The following is a 16,899-nucleotide window of genomic DNA, read 5'->3' on the forward strand; positions in this document are numbered from 1 at the left end:
GCTATAATCTTTAAGTACTATGTGGAGAAGTGATAAGGTAAAAAAGGGAATAGAAAGATCGCCTCACAGGGCTTTGCTAAGAGCTTGCGGGCTTTCTGACGAGGACTTTGACAAGCCTCTTATCGGCATAGCTAACTCTTACATAGACATCATACCAGGACATGTGCACCTGAGGGAGTTTGTAAAACCTATCAAGGATGAGGTCAGGAAGGCAGGAGGTGTCCCTATAGAGTTCAATGTGATAGGTGTGGATGACGGTATAGCAATGGGACACTATGGCATGCACTACTCTCTTCCTTCGAGGGAGCTTATAGCGGACTCCATAGAGACGGTGGTGGAAGCTCACCAACTTGATGCTCTTATATGCATACCCAACTGTGACAAGATAGTTCCCGGTATGCTTATGGCTACCGCAAGGCTCAACATTCCCACCATATTCATCAGCGGTGGTCCTATGCTGGCGGGTGAGGTAAATGGCAAAAAAGTGGACCTCATAAGCGTCTTTGAAGGTATAGGACAGCTAAAGGCTGGGAAGATAGACGAAGGGCAGTTAAAGGTTATAGAGGAGCACGCTTGTCCCACATGCGGTAGCTGTTCGGGCATGTTTACCGCCAACTCCATGAACTGTATAACGGAAGTATTGGGACTTGGACTTCCCGGCAATGGCACCATTCCAGCGGTGGACCCTCGCAGGGAGCTTCTGGCAAGAGCTGCAGCAAGGCAGATAATGGAGCTTCTCAAAAGGGACATAAAACCAAGAGACATACTAACCATAGAAGCCTTTGACAACGCCTTTGCGGTGGACATAGCCATGGGGGGCTCTTCCAACACCATCCTTCACCTTTTGGCTATAGCCAACGAGGCTGGCATCAGCTATCCCCTCTCAAGGATAAACGAGATATCCAGAAGAACGCCCAACATATGCAAGATTTCTCCCTCTTCCGAGTACCACATACAGGACCTGGACGCGGTGGGAGGAATACCTTCTCTGCTCAAAGAACTCATAAGGGGTGGATACCTGCCCCATCCTGATGCCATGACGGTAAGCCTCAAAACTCACAAAGAAATAGCAGAGGAAGCCCCAGATGCTGACGGAAGCGTCATAAGAAGAGTGGAAGACCCTTACTCTAAGGAGGGAGGTATTGCCATACTCTTTGGAAATTTAGCTCCGGAGGGTTCGGTTGTGAAAACCGCAGGTGTTGATCCCAATATGCTGACCTTCAGGGGCAGAGCCATATGCTTTGACTCGGAGGAGGAAGCCATAGAGGGCATACTGGGTGGAAAGGTAAAGCCAGGGCACGTGGTAGTTATAAGGTATGAAGGACCAAAAGGCGGTCCGGGCATGAGGGAGATGCTCTCACCCACATCAGCCATAATGGGTATGGGGCTTGGTGATAAGGTGGCTCTCATAACTGACGGGAGATTTTCTGGAGGCACAAGGGGCGCGTGCGTGGGGCATATTTCCCCAGAAGCTGCAGCCGGAGGACCCATAGGCGTGGTGAAAGACGGCGATGAGATACTCATAGACATTCCCAACAGAAAAATAGAGCTTTTGATAAGCCAGGAGGAGCTAAAGAGGAGGTTGGAAAACTTCGTGCCAAAGACGAAGGAAGTAAAGAGTTCATGGCTCAGAAGGTACATAAGGTTTGTCACCTCCGCTTCTAAGGGAGCCATTCTGGAAGCCTGAGACTGAGGAGAGCTACGTACTCTCTTAGAGCCTTGACAGAATCGTTAAGCACACTCATCTTGGGTAGGAGGCTGTAGAGGTTGTACCTTAGGTCTCTTTTAAAGTCAGTGGGATAAGGAATTACACTTAAACCTTCTTTTTTAAAAAGAAACACAGCTCTTGGAAGATGGTAGGCTGAAGTCACCAAGACTACGCTTTTATAGTTTCTCTGCTGGCATATTTCCCTAACATAGGAAGCGTTCTCCTCCGTATCCCTGCTTCTGACCTCCGTTATTATGTCTCTTTTATCAACACCCAGCTCCACAAGCAGGGACTTCATAATCTCAGCATCTGGAAGGTTCTCAGCACCGCCGGAAAGTACAATAGGCAGTCCTGTCCTTTTATGAAGTATCAGCGCCGTTAGAAGCCTCTTCATGGAATCTTCCTTGAGAATGCCTGTAGAGTAAGACCCTCCCCCAAGGACAACTATGGCATCCGCCTGAAACTTCTCGGGAACCGAATATTTGCTCTCCAACGGTGTTAGCAAGGTATCTTTTACTGGTTCTATAGAAAGCATATAAATGAGCAAAGCTAAGCTTACCGATGTGTAGTAGGTAAGTCTTTTCTTTCTCTCAAAGAAGCTTATAAGCAGAAGCGCCAAAACAAAAAGACCCGGTGGCAAAAGGAGGGCAGAAAGAAACTTTTTGAGGAAAAACATCACCTTCTGGTTCTTGTAGCTATGATAACATCCTGAACTTTTTCCTTTTTGGCTATGTCCATCAAAGCTACCACAAACTTGTGAAGTGTGTCCTCGTCAGCTTCTATAACTAAGGAGCCGGGTTGTTTTGTTTGCATTTGCTTATCCAGTTCCTCAAGGCTCACCTTCTTACCCTCGTACATGTAAGAGCCGTCCTTTAAAACCTGCACCCTCATGGTTGAGAGCACTTTTTTTTCTCCCTCCTGGGCAAAGGGTAGCTTTACCGCAAGGAAGGTCATGGGTGATTGGAAGGCAAGTATGGCTAAAAAGAGAAATACAGCAAGCAGTGTATCCACCAGAGGCACCACATCTATGTATGCCCTCTCATCATAACTGAGCCTTCTCCTTCTCATTTTAAGACCCTCAGAGCTTCCGAAAGTTCAGCTTCAACCCTATCGAGCACACTGTTGCCTATTATCCTAAAGACCCAGTAAGCCAGCAAGGCTGGGATGGCAACCGCAAGACCCGTTGCCGCAGATACAAGCGCCTCGCTTATACCCGCAGCAAGCAGGGCTATTCCCTGCTCTGTTTGAGCTACCGCAAAAGCTGAAAAGACCTTTATCAAGCCGGTTATGGTTCCAAAAAGACCTATGAGAGGTGAAACGCTTGCTATGGTAGAGAGCAATGCCAGGTTCTTCTCCACCTTGGGAACCAGCAGGGAAACTTCAAAACTTAAATCATTTAAAAGCGTCCTTTTGTCCACCTTACCACCCTTATACTCCTCCAGCATGCGGTATAATATGCCACCTGCTGGAGAGTTATCCAAAGAGAGAAGCTTTAGCGCACCCTCTATATCACCGCCGGCAAGAAGTGATTTTACGTCTTTAACCGACTTGGAGAGGATGCTTCCAGCTCTTAGGTTTATAAGCCTCTCAATTATCAAAGCCCAAGAGACTAAGGATAGAAAGAGAAGCACATAAACCGCAAATCCTCCCTTCTGTAAGAGGTCAAATATCATGTCCATCTTACCTCACCTCACACTTGGGTAATCTGCTCTTAAGAGAGTTTATCACAGCTACTTCTTCTTTTGATGCCATATCAAGGTTAGCCTTATCTAATAAACACGATGCGTCGTGCCTTGCATTCAGGTCAATGAGCACTTTAGCTCCCTCTATCACAGCCTGGTTGTAAAAAGGCGAATCCTTGTAATTTACTGTTATATCAACAAAGTCCTCCAGAGCCTTCTTTTTTTCACCGCTTTTTAGGTAATCAAGGGCAGACAAGTACACAGCCTGAGACCTTATATTTCTGTCCTTACTTTGCTTGAGATAATCAAGATAGCCCCTATCTTTTGAGGTCTTATAAAGGTCCAGAAGATAGCTCTCTAACTCCTGATCCCTATATCCCTCTGCCATAAGCTGCTTTGCCACCTTTTGAGCATCGGCGTCATCTCCCATAGATATGTATATGCCTACTGCTTTGACTTTATCACTATCTTGACCTTCCGCAAGAAGGTCTGCTAAGCTCTTTCTATCTCCCAATTGAGTGTAAAACTCTATAAGCTCATCTCTGGCTTCTCTTCTCTCTTCTGAGCTTCCCTCCTTGTAAACTTTGTACAAAAGCACTGCCTTTTTACTGGGGTCTTTCTCCAGCTGTGCCAGCTTGAGTATGGCTTTGTACTTTAGAGGACTGTCCATAAGCTCAAGCAAAATATTTTTTGCCTTATCCTCCTGTGCGTTCTTTATGTAAATCTGGGCTAACTGGTATTTGAGATCCTCAGAGACTGCAGAGTTTGGGTACTTCCTCAGATAGTCCTCAAGAAGCTGTTGCATCTGCACATCTCCTATATTTTTACCACCCATGCCTATCAAAGACAAGGTGGCGTATTTAGCCTGCTCAGAGTTGGGATACTTGCTGATAATTTCATAGTAGTATGCCTTTGCGGATTCTACTTTTCCTTCATTGTAGAGGGCATCCCCCAGTTTTAAAAGAGCTTTGGGCTTTAGAGGGCTATTTGATGATATGGACTTAAAATACTTGGCGGACGACTCATAATCACCTTCCAGAAAGTAGGAAAGTCCCAGAAGGTAAAGCTCTTCGTCTGTTTTGTCTGTCAAAAAACTCCTTGCCAGCTTGGGATCACCCAAAAATAAGGCGGATTTAGCTTTTAGCACCCTATCCCTTTCAGAATTCCTACTTTCAAGGATATTAAGCACTCCTTTATAGTCCTTCATATTGAAGTATGCCAAGGCTTTGTAATATGGGTCTTCAAGATACCTGACAGCATTCTCCCAGTCACCCTTTTTGAAGTAAAACCAACCTGTATACTCTCTATAGAGAGCAGGGTATCTGTTTCTTATCTCCTCAAGGATGGGCTCTAAGCTCCTGTCAGCCCAGTAGGCTGTCTCAAGCTCCCACTCGTACTCCTCCCTGTTTTTTCTGCTCAAATTTTTTAAAAGGTCATACGCCTTTGAGTACTCCCCAAGCTTTACATAGGAGTAAACAGCATACAGAACATTCCCTGACTCTAAGAAGTTATACACTGCTAACCTGTAGTCTCCTGAGTTATAAGCTATTATGCCTGCTCTGTCTAAGAAGCGCTTGTCCCCTGTTATGGAATAGGTAAGCCTGGAGAGCAGGATGTCTTTGGCTGATATAATAGCGTAGAGGTTTTCAGAGAGTTTGGGATTTATAGTTTCAAGAATGCTTGCGTAATCCAATGCTTTTCTTTCATTGCCTCTTTTTGCTTCAATAAGACCTAAGTAGTAAAGAGCTACATCTCTGTAAGGTTTTGATGGTTTTGAATACTCCTTGAAAGTTTCCTCTGCCTGCAGGAGGCTTCCCCTTTGATAAAGTACTATGGCTTTTCTGAGTCTGAGGCTATCCTTGTAATTTTTTCCCTCTTTCCCTTCATAAAACTCGTGCACATACTGGCAGTATTCTTTAAAGATGGCACCATCGCATACGGGCTTTGTGATTCTTCCCGACTTTATGTCCGCCACCGCTTTCCACATGGGGTCCTGGTTCTGCGGTACTTTACCATTCAGCAGAAAGCTAAGAGCGTAGTAAGACTCACAGCTTGCCTTCTGGTACATGTGGGAAAAACTGCAGGAATGCTTAAAAAGCTCCGTCGCTTTGTCTTCTTTACCCTCTCTTACATATATAACACCAAGAACATACTCAGCCATAGGCTTGAAAGGTGATGGCATAGCTACCACTTTGAAGAGCTCCTCCTTGGCAGGCCCATACTTGCCTTGAAGGTAGTAATCAATCCCCAACCTGTAAGAGACCAGGTCTTTGGGTTCACCACAGCTTATACCACCCTCTTCCTTAAAAGGCTTTATCTGAGCCTGCTCAAACTTACTGGGGGGTTCCAGAAGGCGGCTGCTGAGGTCCAAAGGCTCTTCCTCTGGGATTTGCAAAGTTTCAGGTGGCAACCTCTTGGGCTTTTCTTCTGCACTTCTGCCTATAAGTTCTACGCTTACATCAAACTCCTTCTTTATATCTGCAGAAATGAGGAAAAGCGTACATGCCAGCAAGCTAAATAGCCTTGTGAGCTTCCACATAAAACTCTCCCAGATGGCAGGTTATGTTAAGCTTTAGTATAACATTTCTTCGCTCTTCCATATGAATTACCGAATAACTGGCATTATCGCAACCAAAGCTCCAGAACTTGGAAAGGTCTACACCAAGAAGAGCGCAGTACATGGCACGCATGGGAACCGTGTGAGAGACCACCACCACAGTTTGATTCCAGTGTCTTTTTCTTACTTCCTCAAGAAAGCCCTTCACCCTGTTGTAAACAGATGCTAAGCTCTCTCCTCCCTGAAATTCTACCTTATGAGGCTCTTCTACCCACCTCCTAAAATCCTCAGGATACTTTTCCATCACCTCCTCTACCAGCATGCCCGACCACATACCGTGGTCTATTTCTATTATCCTATCCTCCTTTATAACCTCAAGGTTTTTCGCCTCGGCTATCTCCAAGGCAGTCAGATAAGTCCTTTTTAGGGGGGATGAGTATATAACATCTAAGTGTTCCCTTGAAAGCTCCTGTGCAAGAAGCTTAGCCTGCTTTTTACCCCTCTCTGATAGATCCGGGTCTAAGAGTCCCTGATACCTTCCTACGGGGTTCCACTCGCTCTCCGCATGTCGCACCAGTATAAGCTTTACCATAGCCCAAATTCTACTAGAGTTTGTGAGTATCTACAAACACCGCTGCCAAGCTCCACAGGGTAACCAAGCCTTTTTAGTACTACCTCCAGCACACCTATCAGCATGAGCATATCTTTTTCACTTACTCCCATGTGGGAAACCCTGAAAATCTTACCTTTAAGGTGGTCCTGTCCTCCAGCAATCCTTATACCATGTCTTAAGAGCTCCTTTCTTATCCTTTCCGCATCGTCGCTTTTTACAGCCGTTATGGATATGGCTGGTCTTTCTGGGAAGACCTCAAGACCAAAGGCACTTATCGCTCTCTTAGTTCCCTCCGACATGGCTCTGTACCTTTTTTCTACTCTCTCCATTCCCTCTTGCAAAAGAAGACTAAGAGACTCCTTCAGAGCTAAAAGGAGGCTTATGGCAGGAGTCCACGCGGTCTGTCCTTCTTGCTGTTTGCCAAGCTCCTTTTTTACGCTAAAGTAAAAGGCTCTGTCTTTTAATCTCTCTTTTGCCTTTTGAGAGAACCAGAGGAGAGAAAGTCCAGGTGGAAGCATAAGAGCCTTCTGGGACCCACCTACCATTACATCAATGCCCACCGAAGGCTTTAAGTTATAAACTCCCAAGGCTGTTATGGCATCAGCTACCAAAAGAGCGTCTGCACTTTTGCAAACCTCCGCTATATCTTCAACAGGGTGGTAAGCACCTGTAGATGTTTCTGATATTTGAAGAAGCACACCCTTGCAATCGGGATGCTTTTTAAGCAGATCCTTGACTTTTTCGGGGTCTGCGGACTTGCCCCAGTCCAGTCTGTACTCCACAACCTCAAGCCCCCAGTGTTTTGCCAGCAAAAACCATCTCTCGCCAAACTTTCCGCCGTTTACCACCAGCACCTTCTGACCTTCTTCAAAGAAGTTCAGAATAGCCGCTTCCATGGCACCTGTGCCCGAAGATGAGAAAAAGACGAAGTTCTCTGATGGGTCATCCAGCAGTCTCTTGAGGAGTTCTCGCACTTCCAAAAAGGCGCGCCTGAACTCTTCTGTCCTGTGATGGATAATCTGCCTTCCCAGAGCTTCCCTTACTCTATCGGGGATCTCAACAGGTCCTGGTGTGAAGAGCCTTTCCTGATACATGTTAAACTATTTTATCCTAATGTTTGGTCTGGTGCTTGCCTTTCTATCATCCTTCTTCTGGGCTACCAACGACCTTATTACGAAAAAGCTTATACACAAAGGCTTGGACGAATACTTTGTGCTGTGGATAAGGTTTCCCGTATCTTCCCTTATCCTTTTGCCAATAGGTATATACTTCTGGGATCTTAGCTCCTTTGTGCTTTTTAGCACTTTTCTGTGGCTACCTGTTGAGGTGCTGGGAGGTGTCTTTTTTGTAAAGGCTCTCAAATACACACCCCTTTCGGTAGCCATGTCCTTTTACTCTTTTATGCCTTTCTTTTCCGCGGTTTTTGGCTTTCTGCTTTTGGGTGAAGCTCTTAGCCTGCAGGGCTTTTTAGGCATTTGCCTGATGGTTGTAGGCACGCTCTTTCTGACAGGTTTTTCTCCAGGGGAATTTTTTAGAAAACACATAGGCACGGTTTATATGCTAATTTCTACATTACTCTTTGGTCTTAATGTGGTCATCGGGAAGATGGTTATAATAAGCAGTAATCCCTTCTTCTTTAGTTGGTACTATACCTTCTGTATGTCCTTTGCAACACTCATCTTTGTAAGTCCAAAGCACATAATAGAAAGGGGAAACTACACGGATAAAAAATTACTTATACTTGGTATTTTATTTGCTTTGGGAGGCGTTTTTTACAACACAGCTCTGGTTTACGCACCTGCATCCTATGTGGCAGCCGTTGAAAGGGCTTCCTTACTGCTCAGTATGGTCTACGGAAGGATATTTTTTGGTGAGCCTGTGAAACACTTACTACCGGGAGTCCTGCTTATGCTGCTTGGCTCAGCGCTTTTGAGCGTCGGCTGACATATACGAGTTTTTGTATGCTACATAATTTTCCGCAGACCGCTTTATTAGCTCTACCTCCTCGGGCTTTAGGTCTCTGATTATTTTGGCAGGTACGCCTGCCACCAGCACACCTGATGGTATCCTTTTACCGGGAGTTAAAAGAGCACCTGCACCTATCAGCACATAATCCTCTACCTCCACCCCATCCATAACTACCGCTCCCATACCTACCAGTACATAGTTTCCAAGGGTACATCCGTGCAGGACCACCCTGTGTCCTACTGTCACGCCATCTCCTACTATGGTGGGATAAGTGTTGTGAGTCACATGCACCACACAGTTGTCCTGTATGTTGGTCCTTTTGCCTATCCTTATGTAGTTTACATCTCCTCTTATTACAGTTCCAAACCAGATGCTTGAATCTTCACCTATGTGCACATCTCCTACAATAACAACATTCTCAGAAAGATAAACGCTGGGATGTATCTGAGGGTAAACGCCTCTGTAGGGTTTTACAAGAGCCATCTTACTCCTCTGAGTTATCAAGCACCTCTATGCAAGGAAGGGTATTTCCTTCAAGAAGTTCCAGAAAAGCTCCTCCGCCCGTAGATACGAAGTCTATGGAGTTATAAACACCCGCTCTGTGTATAGCGTGGTCAGTATCCCCCCCACCTGCTATGGTAAGAGCGGAAGAGTTAGCAAGAATTTTTGCAGTTTCGTATGTCCCATCCTCAAACCTGTCCAGCTCAAAAGCACCCATAGGTCCGTTCCATATTATGGTTTGAGCATCCGATACTATCTCCCTGAGCAGAGCTATAGATACAGGCCCAATGTCAAGCCCCATCCAGCCCTGAGGTATCTCCTGCCAAGGCACAAGGCGTGTTGGGGTGTTGTTAGAAAGTTCTCTACCAAGAAGAAAGTCCACAGGAAGGTAAAACTTGACGCCAAGCTTTCTGGCAACTTCCATTATGTCTTTGGCAGTCTCTATGTAGCCATCTTCCACTATGGAGTTGCCCACTGAATAGCCCATAGCCTTTATGAAGGTAAAAGCCATAGCACCACCCACAAATATCTTGTCAACCCTTTTAAGAAGGTTCTTTATTATACCTATCTTGGAAGAGACCTTAACCCCACCTAAGATGGCAACCACGGGTCTTTGAGGGTTCACCATAGCCTTTTCAAAATACGATATCTCCTTTTCAAGCAAAAACCCCATAACTGCAGGCTTGAGTATCTTTGGCACGGTGTATACGGATGCATGCTTTCTGTGGCAAGTACCAAAAGCATCGCTCACATATATCTCTCCCAGGCTTGCAAGCTCTTTTGCAAATTCCTCATCGTTTTCCTCCTCTTCTTTGTGAAACCTTAAATTCTCAAGGAGTAAAACATCCCCCTCCTTCATTTTTTCCACAAGCGCCTTAACACTTGGACCTATGCAATCATCAGCCATAATAACATCCTTGTTTATGTACCTTGATAGCCTTTTGGCAACTGGTGAGAGGCTGTACTTGGAGTCCCTTCCTTTTGGTCTTCCCAAGTGGGACATAAGTATTACCTTTGCCTTGGCATCCAAAAGGTACTCAATGGTGGGAAGGGATGCCCTTATCCTTGTATCATCCTCTATGTTTCCCTGCTCGTCAATGGGTACATTAAAGTCAACCCTTACCAACACCCTCTTGCCAGTGATATTTACATCCTTGAGTCTTTTTTTACCCAGAACCATACTACCCCCCGCCTTAGAGGTCCAGGTCTATGTCCTCGTCGTCAAGTTCCACATTCTGGTCAGATGTAAATATACCCCTTAGGTTTAGGGCTATGTTTTTCAAAGTTTCAAGGTAATAAAGCACATCCTCATAAAGGAGAATTTGAGCTTTGTATTTGCTATGCTCTTCGTAAGGTGGCTTTTTTGTTTTGAGTATCTTTTTTACCGCAATTCTTGACATGTAGGCTCTTGAGAACTTCTCCTGCCACTCTTTCCAAAAGTCCGGAGAATTTACAGGGCTTTTTACAATAAAGTACTCAAGATGGGAAAGCTCTTCCAGCAGATGAACATCAAGAGGGGTGTTTTTCATGGAATACCTCCTTAAACATCATTATAACCCAAAAGCTCCCTGAGTTTTTTTGCTGGGTCTTGGCTCTTCATGAGGGCAGTCCCCACCAAAAAGGCATCAGCACCTAAGCTTTCAAGTTCAAGTATTTGCTCCCTCTCACTTATACCGCTTTCTGCTATTACGTACTTAGCACCCATCTGCTTTAATAGAGGTGTGAGTCTCTTGGAGAGCTCTGTGTCCACTTTTAGGGTGTCAAGGTCCCTGTTGTTTATGCCAATAACTTTTGCACCGGCTCTTAGGGCTATTTCAGCTTCTTTGAGGTCAAAAACTTCCACAAGGGGTGTAATAGACAGCGCATAAGAGTATTCAATAAGGTCTTTAAGTAAGGATGGCTCAAGAATGCGGACTATCAAAAGGACAGCATCCGCACCAAAAGCTCTGGCTTCTTCTATCTGCACAGTGTCTATGATAAAGTCTTTCCTCAGGATGGGTATGTTTACAGTTCTTCTTACCTGATATAGGTCTTCAAGAGAGCCATCAAAGTAAGTGCTGTCTGTAAGCACCGAAACGGCAACAGCGCCAGCACTCTCGTATATCTTAGCCTGATGCCAAGCCGAAACTTCTCTTATTTTTCCCTCGGATGGAGAAGCCTTTTTAACTTCCGCTATTATTTTTGTGCCTTTGCCACAGAGCGCATCTTCAAATGCCAAACTTCTCTCCCTTTTGGGAGTCAAAGGGAGGTTTTTGATAAGCTCTCTTGTCTTCTTTACCTCCTGCCTTTTGCGTTCCAATATCTCTTTGAGAAATCCCATTAAGGATAAACTCTCCTGTAGGACTTACCTTCCTTTTTGTATATGGCTTCAACACCAAAGCCCTTTTTCAAAAGCTCTTCGTATATGCCTTTTGCCTTTTGGTAGCCAGCAACTGCCAAAACAACACCGCATCTGGGGTCTATCTCGTCTGGTACTGGTATTAACTTAGCCTTTCCCTTCAGAAACTTCTCGGCTCGGGTTCCCTCGGATATGGCGGTGAATGTTATAAAGTGGTCGGGCTTTTTTATAAGTGGGTTGAGCTGCATAAGGATGTGTCTCAGATGCAGTTTGACGCCGAGGGCATGGAACTTTATCCAGTACCAGAGGGATGGTTCCACCGAAAAGGGTTTCTTTTTTATCTCCACCACCACCTGGTTGCCATTCCTTTTAACGCTCAAAAGCTCGTTGCCTGTTTGGGCACACCAATTTTTTATATCCAGCTCAAAGCCAGGGTCAGTAGATATAACGGTAAGGACCTCCCCATCTTTGAGCCTTTTCATCTGCTCTGAGGTCATGACTACGGGCAGAGGACACATGAGACCCGAAAGGTCAAGTACCTTAAATTCCTGTTTTTCTTGCACTGCATTCATTTTACCACCTCACACTGCAAGTCTAACGCTATCCTTTTTGACATGGTCATCAAAACCAACTATATATAAATTTAGCAGCTTGGCAGACTTTTCAAGTGTGGTGGTAATCTCCCTATCGTAAAGCTCAAAAGGTGTATTAAAGTAAAAGATCACATAAGCACAGCCTTTCTCAAAAAAGACTGGAACATAAAGGGCTGTGTTTTCTTTGTCTATGATGGCTTCTTTGTGGGTGATCTCTCCCTTGGGCACTATGGCAATCCTCTTTAAGGAAAACTTCTCCTTTATGTGTAAAAGAAAGTCCTCGGGAGATCTGTCCTCTACAGCTTTATCTATTATGAAAGACAGATAATCCTTCTCCCTGCTTTCTTTTTCAAGCTTTGAAAGGTCCTTAGAAAGCTCTCTGTATGATGCTCTGAGCTTTCTGATGTAGTATCTTTCCTTCCTTATACTTTCCACAAGGTCAGGTGAGAGGGAAGCCAGAAAGAGGGCAAAGAGGAGGGGCAGATAATACAGGGAGGACATTCCCCCCGTGTAGAGAAAAAGAAGTATGCCTGCCCAGAAGAGGGTAAGAGAAACAGCCGTGTCTCTGTTGGCATAAAATAGAGCCGGCACGAAAAGGGATAGGGTGAGTATCTCATCGCCTGCTATAAAACAAATGGGAGGCAGCACAAGTGCGTCAAGAAACCTTTTGAGAAATCTTGCTTTGGTAGGATGCAGGTAAGAGAGCAAAGATAAGCTTACATATAGGGTGGTGAGAAATACAAGAAGGGCTCTCTGATGTATAGGTTTTTCAAAAGCTATGGCAAAAAACAGAAAAGCCAACAGCAATCTGATGGTCAGGAGTATTAAATTTACATCCTTTAGCACAGTAATATTTTACGGAATTTCCTTTACTTTTGGTTCCTCCTCAAGTTTCTTGAGTATATTGGGATCAACTATACCTTTGAGTTCATTTGTTTCATCCTGCTTTTGCTCTCCTGAACATATCCCCTGTGTGCCATCAACGAAATACATGGGTGTAGGGCAGTTGACAACAACAACTCCGTCGGGAACTGGAAAATCTTCATTAGGATACATGAAAGCTGCAACGGACATAAAGTCCAGCCATATAGGTAGGGCTACCCTTGCTCCTGCCATACCCTTCCCCATGCTCTTCTTTATGTCATACCCCACCCACACACCTGCAACTATGTAAGGAGAGAAGCCTACAAACCAAGCATCCATGTAATCGTTGGTAGTACCTGTCTTTCCTGCTACTATCCTACCAAAAGAGCTGGCAGAAGCTGCAGTTCCTTCAAGGACAACAGCTCTAAGCATATCCACTAAAACTCTAACTTCCTGAGGTGGCAAAACCTGTTCGCACTTGGGATTGTTTTCTTCTATGACTTTACCGTCCGGGGCTACTATCCTCTGTATAAAGTAAGGCTCGCAGCGAATACCCAAATCCGCAAAAGCTTGATAAGCAGATGTAAGCTCAAGAGGTGTAACCTCTATGCTACCAAGAGCCATAGAGTAGTAGGGCTTAAGGTCTATACCTAAGCTTTTACCCACTTGCATAGGCATGTCAAAACCTATTTCTGAAAGAAGGTTAACGGTTGCGGTATTTATGCTCTTTGCAATGGCGGTGCGCAAAGTCACTACTCCATACTCTGCTCCTTCGTAATTCTTAGGTGTCCATTCTTTACCCTTTGAAGGGTCAAAAAAGCTCTTGGGTGTGGCATCTATGGTGGAAGCTTGCGTGTATCCTTTCATCAGAGCGGCAAGATATATGATGGGCTTTATGGCAGAGCCTGGCTGACGCTTGGCATAAACAGCTCTGTTGTATGGACTTCTCAGATAAGAGTAACCACCCACCATTGCTCTTATGGCTCCCGTTTTTGCATCCAAAGCTACCAACGCCCCTTCTAAGTCTGGCAGCACTTCTGCGCTTATATCTTTGCCCCTCTTTACAAACCTCACAAGCACATAATCGCCTTTTTCTACGGGGAGTTGGTTTCTTGGCACGGTAAACTGGTAATCTTTTACCGCCACTTTAAGCTCTTGACTGCCTACATCCAAAACTTTACCTATGTAAATTCTCCAGGGTTTTAACTCCACCTGCTGCTCTTCGTATTTCTTTTGTACTTCATAAGGGTCATCAGGTAGGAAGGGTATGCCGTTGGCTTTTGCCACTCTCATAACGCCCCTTTTTACTGCCTCCCTTGCATGCATCTGAAGGTCCCTGTCTATGGTGGTATAAACTTTGTAGCCACCAGCTAATATAGCCTCTCCGTACTTCTCCACCAAGTAATCCTTCACATAATCAAGGAAGTAGTCCATACCGTAATACCTGTTCTCCAGTTTGACCCTTATAGGCACAGAGGAGTAGCGTTTGAGCTCGTCTTGAGTTATATATCCATCTTCGTACATCCTTTGAAGCACATAATTCCTTCTCTCTTTTACCTTTTCGGGATTTCTGAAGGGATTGTACTTGGTAGGTGCTTTGGGAAGTCCAGCCAGCAAGGCAGCCTCGTCCAAGGTCAGATCCTTTACATGCTTTCCAAAGTATATCCTTGAAGCAGCCTCAACACCGTAAGCTCCCTGCCCTAAGTATATGTAGTTAAGGTACATCTCCAGAATTTTATCCTTGCTAAAAGCTCTCTCTATCTTAATGGCAAGAAGCATCTCTTTTACCTTCCTTTTAAAACTCCTTTCCGGTGTAAGAAAAAGGTTTCTTGCCAGCTGTTGAGTTATGGTGGATGCACCCTGCGTTATTTCCCTCTCTCTTATATTGGCGATAAGAGCCCTGAGGACGGCAATGGGATCTATACCAAAGTGACTGTAAAAGTTCCTGTCTTCAGCAGCGATGAAAGCCTGCCTTACATAAAGGGGTATATCTTTGAGAGGAACATAGTATCTTCTTTGAACGGCAACATCACCAAAAACCCTTCCCTTGTAATCGTATATGAGTGTTGCTTCGGGAGGTCTCCAGTCTTTGAGCTTTTCAACGGAAGGAAGGTCAGTAGATAGGATAAAGAGGGCAAAAAGCACAAATGCAAAGATTAAGGACACTGCACCGAGAAAAACCACCAAAACTCTACGCACCATGTAAATTATACTCTGATTTATAATTTTAGGTTATGCGTGTTTTGTCTCCAGCTAAGGTAAACCTCGGTCTGTGGCTTTTAGGAAGGAGAGCTGATGGTTATCACGAAATATTCACCATATACCAAGCTGTATCACTTTTTGACGAGATTTTCATAAAGGAGGGTCCGCTAAAGGTAGAAACCAGCAGCTTAATACCACAGGAAAAGAACTTAGTATACAAAGCCCTCAGGCTTATGGAGAAATACTTGGGAAGAGATATAGATTTTAGCATATACATTAAAAAGAACATTCCTGAAGGTGCGGGTCTTGGTGGTGGTTCTTCCAACTGTGCTACTGTGCTAAAGGTGGTAAACCAGCTACTGGGTGAACCTTTAAGTGTTGAGGACCTGGAAAACATAGCAAAAGAAGTATCCTCTGATGCTGTCTTCTTCCTTTATGGGGGTACAGCGGTAGGCAGAGGTAGGGGTGATGTGGTAGAACCTATTAAACACCTTGACTTAAAAATTACATTGGTTTATCCCAATGTAGTGGCCTCTACACGCAGAGTCTATAGTGCGGTAAGGGATGCATCATTGACAGATAAAATTGAAGATGATAAAATAATAAGCTGTCTCTTAGAAGGTAAGTTTGAGGTGCTGGAGAATACCCTGGGGCAGGTGGCTATGGAGCTGTTTCCGGAGATAAAGGAAGCTTACAGGTTTTTAGAGTATTTGGGCTACAGACCTGTGGTGAGCGGTAGCGGGTCATGCGTATTTTATATAGGTGAAGCGTCTGAGCAAGTAAAGAAGGGTGCTGCTCTTAGAGGATGGCGCTTATATGAGGTCAAAAGCTATAATGGGGTGTAGCTCAACTGGCAGAGCACCGGACTTTGGATCCGGGGGTTCCTGGTTCGAGTCCAGGCACCCCAGTTTTACATCAAATGAGGTGATGCAATGATAATAAAGCTCCTTACAGGTAACAGCAATCCATCTTTGGCTAAAGAAGTTTCTGATTATCTTGGCATACCCATATCTGATATGATAGTTTCTCGCTTTAGCGACGGTGAGATAAGAGTTCAGATAAACGAATCTATGAGAGGTGAGGATGTTTTTATCATCCAATCCCTGTGCCCACCTGTGAATGAACATATCATGGAGCTACTTCTGATACTTGATGCCCTAAAGAGAGCTTCCGCAGGAAGGATAACCGCGGTTATCCCATATTACGCTTATGCTAGGCAGGATAGAAAAGATAGACCGCGCGTACCTATAAGTGCAAGACTCCTTGCAGACCTCATAACTGTTGCTGGTGCTCAGAGGCTTGTAGTGGTTGACCTTCACTCCCCACAAATACAGGGATTTTTTAACATACCCGTAGACAATCTCTACGCCCTGAATGTACTTTACGACTACCTCAAGGATAAGGTGGATGAAAATACGGTTGTGGTTTCACCGGATGCTGGAGGTGTGGAAAGGGCACGAAGGCTTGCCAACAAACTCGGATGCGGTATAGCCATCATATACAAAAGAAGACCGGAACCTAATGTGGCGGAAGTACTTGATATCATAGGGGATGTAAATGGCAAGAAAGCCATCATAGTGGATGACATGATAGATACCGCAGGAACTATAGTATCTGCAACCAACCTGCTCATGTCAAAGGGTGCATCTGGAGTTTCCGTGGTTGCAACCCATGCCGTGCTTTCCGGTCCAGCCATAGAGAGAATAAACACATCACCTCTTACCCAAGTGGTGGTTACCAATACCATTCCAACCGAGGGCAAATCTTGTGATAAGCTAAAGGTGGTTTCTGTAGCACCTCTAATTGCCGAGTCCATAAAGAGAATACACGAAGGCGAGTCGGTAAGCTCGCTTTTTGTATAAAGAAGAAGGAG

The 16,899-nt window shown here is 44.8% G+C and carries 17 protein-coding genes and 1 tRNA gene; 5 read left to right on the forward strand and 13 right to left on the reverse strand.

The genetic code is table 11. The annotated features are described in order from the left end of the window. Positions 1 to 19 precede the first annotated feature (19 nt). Positions 20 to 1,687: a dihydroxy-acid dehydratase gene (ilvD, locus tag HTH_RS00500; protein WP_012962748.1), complete on the forward strand. Its 1,668-nt coding sequence runs from the start codon at positions 20 to 22 to the stop codon at positions 1,685 to 1,687. Here ilvD and HTH_RS00505 read toward each other — a convergent pair. From HTH_RS00505 to HTH_RS00530, 6 genes are read right to left on the reverse strand one after another with little or no spacing between them, the layout of a single operon-like run. Then, positions 1,662 to 2,384 carry a YdcF family protein gene (locus tag HTH_RS00505; RefSeq protein ID WP_012962749.1) on the reverse strand — a complete coding sequence of 241 codons (723 nt, stop codon included), beginning with the start codon at positions 2,382 to 2,384 and terminating at the stop codon, positions 1,662 to 1,664. The genes ilvD and HTH_RS00505 overlap by 26 nt on opposite strands. After that, a complete protein-coding gene (locus tag HTH_RS00510; protein WP_012962750.1) occupies positions 2,384 to 2,776 on the reverse strand; it encodes an ExbD/TolR family protein in 393 nt (130 codons plus the stop codon). The genes HTH_RS00505 and HTH_RS00510 overlap by 1 nt, the downstream gene beginning before the upstream one ends. Next, complete coding sequence (locus HTH_RS00515) at positions 2,773 to 3,387, reverse strand: MotA/TolQ/ExbB proton channel family protein (RefSeq protein WP_012962751.1); 615 nt, start codon at positions 3,385 to 3,387, stop codon at positions 2,773 to 2,775. Before HTH_RS00515 ends, HTH_RS00510 begins: the two co-directional genes overlap by 4 nt. A 1-nt stretch (position 3,388) precedes the next feature. Then, positions 3,389 to 5,929, reverse strand: a complete 2,541-nt coding sequence (locus HTH_RS00520) for a tetratricopeptide repeat protein (RefSeq protein WP_012962752.1) — start codon at positions 5,927 to 5,929, stop codon at positions 3,389 to 3,391. Then, positions 5,904 to 6,539: a phosphoserine phosphatase PspA gene (gene pspA / locus HTH_RS00525; RefSeq protein ID WP_012962753.1), complete on the reverse strand. Its 636-nt coding sequence runs from the start codon at positions 6,537 to 6,539 to the stop codon at positions 5,904 to 5,906. The genes HTH_RS00520 and pspA overlap by 26 nt, the downstream gene beginning before the upstream one ends. Next, positions 6,533 to 7,654 carry a pyridoxal-phosphate-dependent aminotransferase family protein gene (locus HTH_RS00530; RefSeq protein WP_012962754.1) on the reverse strand — a complete coding sequence of 374 codons (1,122 nt, stop codon included), beginning with the start codon at positions 7,652 to 7,654 and terminating at the stop codon, positions 6,533 to 6,535. Before HTH_RS00530 ends, pspA begins: the two co-directional genes overlap by 7 nt. 19 nt (positions 7,655 to 7,673) lie before the next feature. Here HTH_RS00530 and HTH_RS00535 point away from each other — a divergent pair, with 19 nt between their 5' ends. Continuing rightward, positions 7,674 to 8,504 carry a DMT family transporter gene (locus tag HTH_RS00535; protein WP_014462530.1) on the forward strand — a complete coding sequence of 277 codons (831 nt, stop codon included), beginning with the start codon at positions 7,674 to 7,676 and terminating at the stop codon, positions 8,502 to 8,504. On the opposite strand, the gene HTH_RS00540 is transcribed toward HTH_RS00535, so the two are convergent. The 7 genes from HTH_RS00540 to HTH_RS00570 are packed head-to-tail and all read right to left on the reverse strand — an operon-like array spanning position 8,481 to position 15,026. Further along, positions 8,481 to 9,011 carry a gamma carbonic anhydrase family protein gene (locus HTH_RS00540; protein ID WP_014462531.1) on the reverse strand — a complete coding sequence of 177 codons (531 nt, stop codon included), beginning with the start codon at positions 9,009 to 9,011 and terminating at the stop codon, positions 8,481 to 8,483. The two genes, HTH_RS00535 and HTH_RS00540, sit on opposite strands and share 24 nt — an antisense overlap. 1 nt (position 9,012) lies before the next feature. Then, complete coding sequence (locus HTH_RS00545) at positions 9,013 to 10,209, reverse strand: phosphoglycerate kinase (protein ID WP_012962757.1); 1,197 nt, start codon at positions 10,207 to 10,209, stop codon at positions 9,013 to 9,015. 13 nt (positions 10,210 to 10,222) lie between these two features. Beyond that, on the reverse strand, positions 10,223 to 10,558 hold the full coding sequence (locus HTH_RS00550) for a hypothetical protein (RefSeq protein ID WP_012962758.1): 336 nt from the start codon (positions 10,556 to 10,558) through the stop codon (positions 10,223 to 10,225). A gap of 11 nt (positions 10,559 to 10,569) precedes the next feature. Continuing rightward, the gene (trpC, locus tag HTH_RS00555) at positions 10,570 to 11,349 is read right to left on the reverse strand and encodes an indole-3-glycerol phosphate synthase TrpC (RefSeq protein WP_012962759.1); all 780 of its coding nucleotides are present in this window, start codon (positions 11,347 to 11,349) and stop codon (positions 10,570 to 10,572) included. Next, positions 11,349 to 11,939, reverse strand: coding sequence for a sulfurtransferase TusA family protein (locus HTH_RS00560; protein ID WP_012962760.1), 591 nt, complete (start codon positions 11,937 to 11,939; stop codon positions 11,349 to 11,351). Before HTH_RS00560 ends, trpC begins: the two co-directional genes overlap by 1 nt. Before the next feature lie 9 nt (positions 11,940 to 11,948). Further along, positions 11,949 to 12,806 (reverse strand): hypothetical protein, encoded by an 858-nt coding sequence (locus HTH_RS00565; RefSeq protein WP_012962761.1) that lies wholly within the window; start codon positions 12,804 to 12,806, stop codon positions 11,949 to 11,951. A gap of 9 nt (positions 12,807 to 12,815) precedes the next feature. After that, entirely contained in the window at positions 12,816 to 15,026 is a 2,211-nt protein-coding gene (locus HTH_RS00570) for a penicillin-binding protein 1A (protein ID WP_012962762.1), read from the reverse strand. A gap of 32 nt (positions 15,027 to 15,058) precedes the next feature. Between HTH_RS00570 and HTH_RS09655 the strand changes: the two genes are divergently transcribed. The 3 genes from HTH_RS09655 to HTH_RS00585 all read left to right on the forward strand — a co-directional run bounded on the left by HTH_RS09655 (position 15,059) and on the right by HTH_RS00585 (position 16,888). Continuing rightward, the gene (locus tag HTH_RS09655) at positions 15,059 to 15,871 is read left to right on the forward strand and encodes a 4-(cytidine 5'-diphospho)-2-C-methyl-D-erythritol kinase (RefSeq protein WP_012962763.1); all 813 of its coding nucleotides are present in this window, start codon (positions 15,059 to 15,061) and stop codon (positions 15,869 to 15,871) included. Next, positions 15,862 to 15,934 (forward strand) — tRNA-Gln (locus tag HTH_RS00580). Before HTH_RS09655 ends, HTH_RS00580 begins: the two co-directional genes overlap by 10 nt. A gap of 24 nt (positions 15,935 to 15,958) precedes the next feature. Continuing rightward, positions 15,959 to 16,888, forward strand: a complete 930-nt coding sequence (locus HTH_RS00585) for a ribose-phosphate diphosphokinase (protein ID WP_012962764.1) — start codon at positions 15,959 to 15,961, stop codon at positions 16,886 to 16,888. Positions 16,889 to 16,899 lie beyond the last annotated feature (11 nt).

It is taken from the genome of Hydrogenobacter thermophilus TK-6, from assembly GCF_000010785.1.
GTDB lineage: Bacteria > Aquificota > Aquificia > Aquificales > Aquificaceae > Hydrogenobacter > Hydrogenobacter thermophilus.

What these genes read in the sequence shown, in the direction of transcription:
- ilvD (WP_012962748.1), top strand. Translation starts at nt 20, where the DNA reads ATGTGGAGAAGTGATAAGGTAAAAAAGGGAATAGAAAGATCGCCTCAC.
- HTH_RS00505 (WP_012962749.1), bottom strand. Translation starts at nt 2,384, where the DNA reads ATGTTTTTCCTCAAAAAGTTTCTTTCTGCCCTCCTTTTGCCACCGGGT.
- HTH_RS00510 (WP_012962750.1), bottom strand. Translation starts at nt 2,776, where the DNA reads ATGAGAAGGAGAAGGCTCAGTTATGATGAGAGGGCATACATAGATGTG.
- HTH_RS00515 (WP_012962751.1), bottom strand. Translation starts at nt 3,387, where the DNA reads ATGGACATGATATTTGACCTCTTACAGAAGGGAGGATTTGCGGTTTAT.
- HTH_RS00520 (WP_012962752.1), bottom strand. Translation starts at nt 5,929, where the DNA reads ATGTGGAAGCTCACAAGGCTATTTAGCTTGCTGGCATGTACGCTTTTC.
- pspA (WP_012962753.1), bottom strand. Translation starts at nt 6,539, where the DNA reads ATGGTAAAGCTTATACTGGTGCGACATGCGGAGAGCGAGTGGAACCCC.
- HTH_RS00530 (WP_012962754.1), bottom strand. Translation starts at nt 7,654, where the DNA reads ATGTATCAGGAAAGGCTCTTCACACCAGGACCTGTTGAGATCCCCGAT.
- HTH_RS00535 (WP_014462530.1), top strand. Translation starts at nt 7,674, where the DNA reads ATGTTTGGTCTGGTGCTTGCCTTTCTATCATCCTTCTTCTGGGCTACC.
- HTH_RS00540 (WP_014462531.1), bottom strand. Translation starts at nt 9,011, where the DNA reads ATGGCTCTTGTAAAACCCTACAGAGGCGTTTACCCTCAGATACATCCC.
- HTH_RS00545 (WP_012962757.1), bottom strand. Translation starts at nt 10,209, where the DNA reads ATGGTTCTGGGTAAAAAAAGACTCAAGGATGTAAATATCACTGGCAAG.
- HTH_RS00550 (WP_012962758.1), bottom strand. Translation starts at nt 10,558, where the DNA reads ATGAAAAACACCCCTCTTGATGTTCATCTGCTGGAAGAGCTTTCCCAT.
- trpC (WP_012962759.1), bottom strand. Translation starts at nt 11,349, where the DNA reads ATGGGATTTCTCAAAGAGATATTGGAACGCAAAAGGCAGGAGGTAAAG.
- HTH_RS00560 (WP_012962760.1), bottom strand. Translation starts at nt 11,939, where the DNA reads ATGAATGCAGTGCAAGAAAAACAGGAATTTAAGGTACTTGACCTTTCG.
- HTH_RS00570 (WP_012962762.1), bottom strand. Translation starts at nt 15,026, where the DNA reads ATGGTGCGTAGAGTTTTGGTGGTTTTTCTCGGTGCAGTGTCCTTAATC.
- HTH_RS09655 (WP_012962763.1), top strand. Translation starts at nt 15,059, where the DNA reads ATGCGTGTTTTGTCTCCAGCTAAGGTAAACCTCGGTCTGTGGCTTTTA.
- HTH_RS00585 (WP_012962764.1), top strand. Translation starts at nt 15,959, where the DNA reads ATGATAATAAAGCTCCTTACAGGTAACAGCAATCCATCTTTGGCTAAA.